The 6,285-nt window shown below is 33.3% G+C and carries 6 protein-coding genes; 5 read left to right on the top strand and 1 reads right to left on the bottom strand.

Going from position 1 to position 6,285, the window contains the following annotated elements; all coding sequences use genetic code 11:
• The first annotated feature begins 505 nt into the window (after positions 1-505).
• Both ACSVDA_RS21705 and ACSVDA_RS21700 read left to right on the top strand, forming a co-directional pair.
• Positions 506-640: a hypothetical protein gene (locus ACSVDA_RS21705; RefSeq protein WP_320210525.1), complete on the top strand. Its 135-nt coding sequence runs from the start codon at positions 506-508 to the stop codon at positions 638-640.
• Positions 641-925: 285 nt separating this feature from the next.
• Complete coding sequence (locus tag ACSVDA_RS21700; RefSeq protein WP_485886045.1) at positions 926-1,939, top strand: catalase family protein; 1,014 nt, start codon at positions 926-928, stop codon at positions 1,937-1,939.
• Between the two features lie 134 nt (positions 1,940-2,073).
• On the opposite strand, the gene ACSVDA_RS21695 is transcribed toward ACSVDA_RS21700, so the two are convergent.
• Positions 2,074-2,199 carry a hypothetical protein gene (locus tag ACSVDA_RS21695; protein WP_485886043.1) on the bottom strand — a complete coding sequence of 42 codons (126 nt, stop codon included), beginning with the start codon at positions 2,197-2,199 and terminating at the stop codon, positions 2,074-2,076.
• A 780-nt stretch (positions 2,200-2,979) separates the two neighbouring features.
• Here ACSVDA_RS21695 and ACSVDA_RS21690 point away from each other — a divergent pair.
• The 3 genes from ACSVDA_RS21690 to ACSVDA_RS21680 all read left to right on the top strand — a co-directional run bounded on the left by ACSVDA_RS21690 (position 2,980) and on the right by ACSVDA_RS21680 (position 6,200).
• Positions 2,980-4,725 (top strand): carbon starvation CstA family protein, encoded by a 1,746-nt coding sequence (locus ACSVDA_RS21690; RefSeq protein ID WP_485886041.1) that lies wholly within the window; start codon positions 2,980-2,982, stop codon positions 4,723-4,725.
• A gap of 261 nt (positions 4,726-4,986) precedes the next feature.
• Positions 4,987-5,253 carry a cory-CC-star protein gene (locus tag ACSVDA_RS21685; protein ID WP_214481894.1) on the top strand — a complete coding sequence of 89 codons (267 nt, stop codon included), beginning with the start codon at positions 4,987-4,989 and terminating at the stop codon, positions 5,251-5,253.
• Between the two features lie 29 nt (positions 5,254-5,282).
• Positions 5,283-6,200 (top strand): ArsA family ATPase, encoded by a 918-nt coding sequence (locus ACSVDA_RS21680; RefSeq protein ID WP_485886038.1) that lies wholly within the window; start codon positions 5,283-5,285, stop codon positions 6,198-6,200.
• Positions 6,201-6,285: the final 85 nt, after the last annotated feature.

Below are 6,285 nucleotides of genomic sequence, written 5' to 3'. Positions count from 1 at the left end.
TTAATTAGTCTTAACTTGGCATTAGAGTCACCGAAGGTGGCTTAATAGCTTGTTTTGTACTCTATTTAAGACAAGGGATGCTCCATCAAATTGTGTAACAATTAGTTGGAGAGGTTCACTTATATGAGTAGTGATATCATTATAAAGACATACAGACACGAGCTTATACATTAGAAAAGGCTGTGTAGAGGTAACGAGAGGTGTTCATGATAGTTAAGCAATGACAAAAAACTATAATAAAATAATCTAAATAGGCTCTTTTTTTTTCGTAAACCCTATTATTATTATTCATAAAAATGGACGTATGATGAGTTTTATGAGAGCTCAATAATTGAAAAAATAAAAAAGATACCATGAACGCTAGAGGTATAACTGTTTATACCTTAGAACGACAAGTAACAATCATTGCAAAAGCAGCCATAAAAATAAGAAATTATTATATTTAGCATCATTTTGTATTAGCGTTGCATAGAATAGTACAACACTTGTAAAAGGAGTAGAGGATATGAACAAATATTGTACTCATTGTTGTGCTATTTTAAGTTATAAAAGTAACAATTGTTCATTGTGTGGGAGTCATCACATTAAAGAAATTGTTATTAATATTCAAAAGCAGCCAACTGAAAATGGAGATAAATAGTCATACAAATTGTGTATAACTTACAAATTCCACTAACAAATAATAGTAAGCTTTCTGATCATTGAGATGAATGTCACAACCATTTCTTATTTATAAGCAAGTTGCCAGTCGTTTTTAATTCTACAACTTGTACAATAAATAACCTGCTCTGATAGAGTGAGGTTATTTTTAATTAGTTAAAAGCTCCTCGGATACATAATTTCATTATCGACTACAGTTTTGTTATGAATATTTATGATGTTTTTGCTAATCATAGTGGTAATAACAAAAAAGGGAGATATTTCTATGGATAATGCAAATCAAGTAACTAAATTTGAATCAATACCAAATGATGAACCATCTTTAATTGAAAGTATGGAATCATTACTAAGAAACAAAATGGAGAGAGAATATACTGAAGGAAATACGAAAAGAGATGCTCACCCAAAACACCTCGCATTGTTACAGGCTCAGTTTATTGTTGAGCCAAATCTTCCTGATGAACTAAAAGTGGGTATTTTTGAAAAACCAAACAAATATGATGCGTGGATTCGTATATCAAATGCAAATGGTAAAATACAGTCGGATACTAAAAAAGACTTCAGAGGGTTTGCGGTAAAATTAATAGGAGTTAAGGGAGAAAAATATGAGAAGGACGAAAATGAAACCCAAGATTTTGTATTAATGAGCCATCCAACTATGCCATTAGGGACAGTAAAACTATTTCATGACGCTGTTTATTATAGTTTAAAGTGGAATCCACTCGTCTTATTGTTGAAGATGACTTTGTCTGGGAAAGGAGATATTATAAAGGAATTAAATAATGGTAAAAAAAATCATTCATCTCCTTTAGATATCCGCTATTGGAGTACAACTCCTTATATGTTCGGTGATAATAAAGTAGTGAAGTATTCAATCATCCCAACATCTACATATAAAAGTACGTTACCAGAACCTTTAACTGACCGTTATTTAACTGATAATATAGAAAAACACTTAGCTAAAGAGGAGGCTAGTTTTGATTTTTTCATTCAATTTCAAAAAGATCCACAAATTATGCCTGTTGAAGATGCTGGAATAGAGTGGAAAGAAGAGGATTCTCCATTTATAAAAGTTGCGACTATAAAAATCCCACCACAAATTTTTAGAACGAAGCAAAGAGATGAGTTAGCAGAGGATTTTACATTCTCACCTGGACATGCTCTTATTGAACATCAACCCATCGGGGGTATTAACCGTGCTAGAGTAGAAATATATCGTAATTTATCAACATATAGGCATGAAAGAGATAGCAGAAAAATGGTTGAACCGCATAATTAGCTAGTTAAATTAAATGAAGATTCTCTTTAGAACAAAGGTCAAATTACGATATACAGCCGAAGAAAAAACTCTTATTTTAGTAGGAGTTTTTCTTCGGCTGCTTTTATTGCTAGATTTTTACAGGATAACAAAACTTAATTTTTTCGCTTTTTAGCTGAAAATTCTTTTCCGTGAGCTTCTTGCTCAGCCCTAGTTGCTTCTGGTGGTAGATGGTTGTTTTTTTTAGGTGCATTAATACGATTTCTATTCTTTTTTCCCATCCATCATCTCTCCTTTATGATTATTACTAAAGTTTGTTTTTATCACTTTTCGAAGAATTTGGTTTCGTTTTATTAGACCGCGATGTTGGGTTCGTTTCATTGGCATAGTCTACGGCCTGCTTTATTTTTTTATTAGTCATATGATCCTTACCCCCTATAATGTATTTTCTTCATTACAGCTTCTAGAACTTTACCTAACCAACTTCACCGTTTATACTATTCCTTTTTTCAAGAATTCTATTCGTTTTCTTTAATATGTTCAGCTTGATCGATGTTTTGCGTATTAGAAACTCTCCTTTTCTAATAGTATCAACGTGTTCTTATATACGGTTACTAATTGTTTAGGTTTAGAAAATAATACCAAATAAAGTACTGTTTGTTCCTTTTCGTACTAAAATATAAGCACGTATCAGCCTAGTGTTTTCTGCTTTATTTAAAATATATCCCATTCATAAACCTCCGTATTTTAACGAAAAGAGCTTTTGTAAACTGCCTTCGTACTATTTGTTACTTTTCGAAAAAAGAGAGGTAAACAAAACATAGCTTCCTTTCGTAGCATCTTTTCTTCTCGATAGACTAAAAGAAGTTTTTAATACATATTAGCTACTCAAATGTAAATGAAATAACAACAAAGTTAACGAAAAGAGCTTTTCTTTTAGAAAAATATAATATCGAATTAGTCACATGAATAGTATTACTATTAATAAGGTTCAAAATGGACAAGAAATAGAGTTGTTTTATGACTATTGTACAAATTTTCTTTAGTAAGGGGGAATGAGGTTGAATAGTATTTGGTTAGCGATATTCGGAATGGTAGTCTTTGCACTCGGTTATCGATATTATTCGAAATTTATAGCGGAGAAAATTTATCGTCTTGACTCTAGCTATGTAACTCCAGCACATAAGTATGAAGACGGTGTTGATTTTGTGCCAACGAAAAAATCTATATTGTGGGGCCATCATTTTACTTCGGTAGCGGGTGCTGCACCAATTGTTGGGCCAGCTATAGCTGTTTATTGGGGATGGTTACCTGCATTGCTATGGGTTGTATTCGGAACTGTCTTTGCTGCAGGGGTACATGATTTTGGTACACTCGTTTTATCTGTTCGTCACAAAGGACAATCTGTTGGTTCTTTAACGAATAGACTAATAGGGAAGCAAGCTAAGATCTTATTTCTATTTATTATCTTAATTTTAGTGCTTATGGTAAATGCAGTTTTTGCTTGGGTTATATCAAATTTATTTATTACATTTCCAGCCAGTGTTATCCCTGTATTTATTGAAATTCCTCTCGCCATTTGGATAGGGTATGCAGTTTATCGAAAGAAAAAAGGGATGCTTGTACCTTCAATTATTGCGCTTTTGATAATGTACGCTACTGCGGTTTTAACTAGTAAGTATCAAATTCTTCAAATAGATTTAGTGAGATATTTCGGTGGTGCAAATAACACTGTTCTATTTGGACTTGATGGTGTTTCAATGGCATTTTTTGTTTGGATCATCATTTTAATGGTGTATTTATATATCGCTTCTATCCTACCAGTTTGGAAACTATTACAGCCACGAGACTATATTAACTCACATCAACTTATCGTCGGGTTATTTATTTTATATGGTGGACTATTATTATTAAGGCCTGAAATAACGGCGCCTATGACAAATACAGCTGCTACAGACAAATCTTGGTTTCCATTGTTATTCATCACAATTGCATGTGGTGCTATCTCAGGGTTTCACGGATTGGTTTCGTCAGGTACAACCTCTAAACAGCTAGATAAAGAAACAGATGCTCGTTTTGTTGGTTATTTAGGGGCAATAGGTGAAGGGTCGCTAGCGTTGATTGCCATCATTGCAGTCGTGACATTTTTTGCTACACCTGGAGAATTTTTAACTGCTTATAGTAGTTTTGATAATGCTAGTAGCGGAGGTTTAAGTGCGTTTATTGGCGGGGCAGCTCAGCTAGCAACTGGGTTATTTATTCCAGAGGAAATTGCAAAAACGATAGTAACGATTATCGTCGTAAGCTTTGCGGCAACTTCGTTAGATACTTCAGTACGATTAATGAGATATATTATTTCAGAATTAGGATATGAGTACAAGATAAATCCATTAACAAAGACGCATGTTGCAACATCGGTTGCTGTAATTACAAGTGCAGCTCTAATATTGTTACCAAAAGGTCCCAATGGTTTTGGGTCAGGTGGGTACTTGCTTTGGCCATTGTTTGGTACGTCGAATCAATTATTGGCAGGTATAAGCTTGTTACTTATTTCAATTTGGCTCAAAAAACAAGGGAGAAATTATATTGTTACATTAGCTCCTATGTTGTTCATTATTATTATGACGCTTTGGGCGATGATACAACAAGTTGTTTTTCAGTGGTCAGGATATGGTGAATCAGATGCAAATTTACTTCTATTCATACTAGGTGGAGTTATATTAGTATTCGCTTTTTGGATATTGTTGATTGCCTTCTCTTCATTAACGAAAAAGGACAACACGAATAATATTAATACTCCGATGTAACTACCAAAGTCTGCTGTTCTCTTCTTAATTGGTGGTGATAAAGTTATATACACGCTTATACGTAATAGTTGTAACGCCTATTTCATTCTTTGAAAAAGCTGATTTGGTAGTATTTAAAAATAACAATAAAGTAATCTAAAACAGCCTGATAATCAAAAACTCGCATAGGTGGCTATCCTTTTAAGGCAAGTCACCTTTTTTATATATAAGAAGATTGATTCTAAAAACGTACGGTTCATTTTGTATAAGGATGGTGAAATAATGGACAAGGCATGGAATATGTTGAAAATACTCATTAGGAATTATGATGAAATGCTTAAATTACCTCACCGCATTGAAATTGCAAGGGAGCTCAGAGACGAAGATGATTTATTTGTATTACTTTGTAGTTCAGAGTTACTGGGTGTTCCTAATCCAATTTTTTATTATACGCTAGAATTATACCCTTATATGATTGAAAACTTCCACGAATGGCACTTGCGCATGGGTATGGAGCACTCACCACTAGATGGCATTCGATGCTGTTAAATGATTAAAACCATAAACGGAGGTTACTAATGGATATTAAAAAAATTCTATTTGTAGGAGGCAAAGGTGGGGTAGGGAAATCAACAACAGCTGCCGCCATTGCGCTGAAACTTGCAAAAAATAACAAAAGAACATTAATCATTTCCACAGATCCAGCACATAATATTGGTGATATTTTTCATCAACAAGTAGGACATACACAAAGAGAAGTGTATTCAAACTTATTTGCGCTTGAAATAGATCCACAGCAAGAAGCTGATCGATACATTCAGACAGTTAAGGACAATATAAGGGAAACGGTTAAACCCCACATGCTTGAGGAGGTGAATCGTCAAATTGATTTAGCTAAATGCTCCCCAGGAGCGGATGAAGCAGCATTATTTGACAAATTGGTTTCAATTATCATTGAAAAAAAAGACAAGTTCGATCATTTAATTATTGATACAGCTCCTACAGGACACACACTTAGGCTATTATCGCTACCAGAATTAATGACTGTATGGATGAACGGAATGGTAAGTCGTCGAAAGAAAATAAACAGAAATTATTCTCAATTACTTAATGATGGTGAGGAAATTGAAGATCCAATATATAAAATTTTAAAAATGAGAAAAAATAGTTTTAAAGAAGTTAGAGATATTTTATTAAATAGTAAAGTTACAGGATACTTGTTCGTGTTAAATGCAGAACGACTTCCAATTATTGAAACTAAAAAAGCTGTAATGTTACTTCAAGATAATGACTTTCAAGTTGAGACAATTGTTGTTAATAAAGTGTTACCTGACGATATGTCTGACACTTTTTTTCAACAACGAAAACAACAAGAAAGAGTTTATTTAGATCAAATTAAGGAACAATTTAAATCACAGAAAGTAATGTTAATCCCTTTATTTAATGAGGATATACACTCGTTCAGAATGCTTAGCAATTTTGCTGAACAAATTTGAAACATGAATGTCATAACTCCGATTAGACATCCGACGTCAGACATCCAAACAAATTTTCGCAAAATGTTCTTTTTTTTCTACATGT

The organism is Cytobacillus sp. Hm23, assembly GCF_051842895.1.
In the GTDB taxonomy this organism is placed as follows: Bacteria; Bacillota; Bacilli; order Bacillales; family SM2101; genus Nanhaiella.
The sequence above is the reverse complement of the archived record's forward strand: the minus strand, read 5'-3'. Positions and strand labels throughout refer to the sequence as shown.

Bases quoted from the DNA above. Each gene is read 5' to 3' on its own strand.
- ACSVDA_RS21695 (WP_485886043.1), bottom strand. From the start codon at position 2,199: ATGGGAAAAAAGAATAGAAATCGTATTAATGCACCTAAAAAAAACAAC.
- ACSVDA_RS21685 (WP_214481894.1), top strand. From the start codon at position 4,987: ATGGACAAGGCATGGAATATGTTGAAAATACTCATTAGGAATTATGAT.
- ACSVDA_RS21680 (WP_485886038.1), top strand. From the start codon at position 5,283: ATGGATATTAAAAAAATTCTATTTGTAGGAGGCAAAGGTGGGGTAGGG.
- ACSVDA_RS21700 (WP_485886045.1), top strand. From the start codon at position 926: ATGGATAATGCAAATCAAGTAACTAAATTTGAATCAATACCAAATGAT.
- ACSVDA_RS21705 (WP_320210525.1), top strand. From the start codon at position 506: ATGAACAAATATTGTACTCATTGTTGTGCTATTTTAAGTTATAAAAGT.